General features: G+C 34.8%; 1 protein-coding gene. It reads right to left on the bottom strand.

Annotated elements, in window-relative coordinates; genetic code table 11:
- Nucleotides 1–57: 57 nt before the first annotated feature.
- A partial coding sequence (locus tag ACJBCC_RS17260; protein WP_407557930.1) for a gliding motility-associated C-terminal domain-containing protein occupies nucleotides 58–633 on the bottom strand: 576 nt, incomplete at its 5' end.

A 633-nucleotide genomic window follows, 5' to 3' on the forward strand; every position in this document is an offset into this window, starting at 1 on the left:
CCACTAAAAAAGAGTACAGCAATACAGATGTATTTAGATAACTTCATTGGTTAAGTTTTAATTTGTTGCTATATAGATAGGACCAGTAAAAGGGGCTAAGCCACTATCTTTTAAATGCACAATATAATAGTATGTACCTGTTGGGACATTACCTGAATTTCCTACAGATGAATTATGAGACAATCCACTCCAATCATTGTTGTAATTATTAGATTTATAAATCTCCGCACCCCAACGATTAAATATTTGTACTTCGATTTCAAAATCACAAACCTCAATTCCTGTAATGGTAAAAAAGTCATTAAATCCATCTCCATTAGCCGTCACAGTTTTAGATATCACTACATCATCTTCACCACAAAGTAAAACCACACAATCATCATCAATAGCAATATTTACTTCTACTTCGGTTTGGCAAGGACCATTAGGAATAGCATATCCGAAGGTATAATTACCAACCTGATGTAATCCTGGGTCAAAATAGCTACCATTAAGAGTGGCATCACCAGCAATAATACTCCAAACACCATCTGTTTCAAAATCACCAGATAATAAATCAAAGAGATCAAATTCAGGATCTAAAGTACAACGTGCGGTATCTACAACATCAATATAGTTCCCGACTTCCACAGC

It is taken from the genome of Winogradskyella sp. 4-2091, from assembly GCF_045765065.1.
GTDB lineage: Bacteria > Bacteroidota > Bacteroidia > Flavobacteriales > Flavobacteriaceae > Winogradskyella.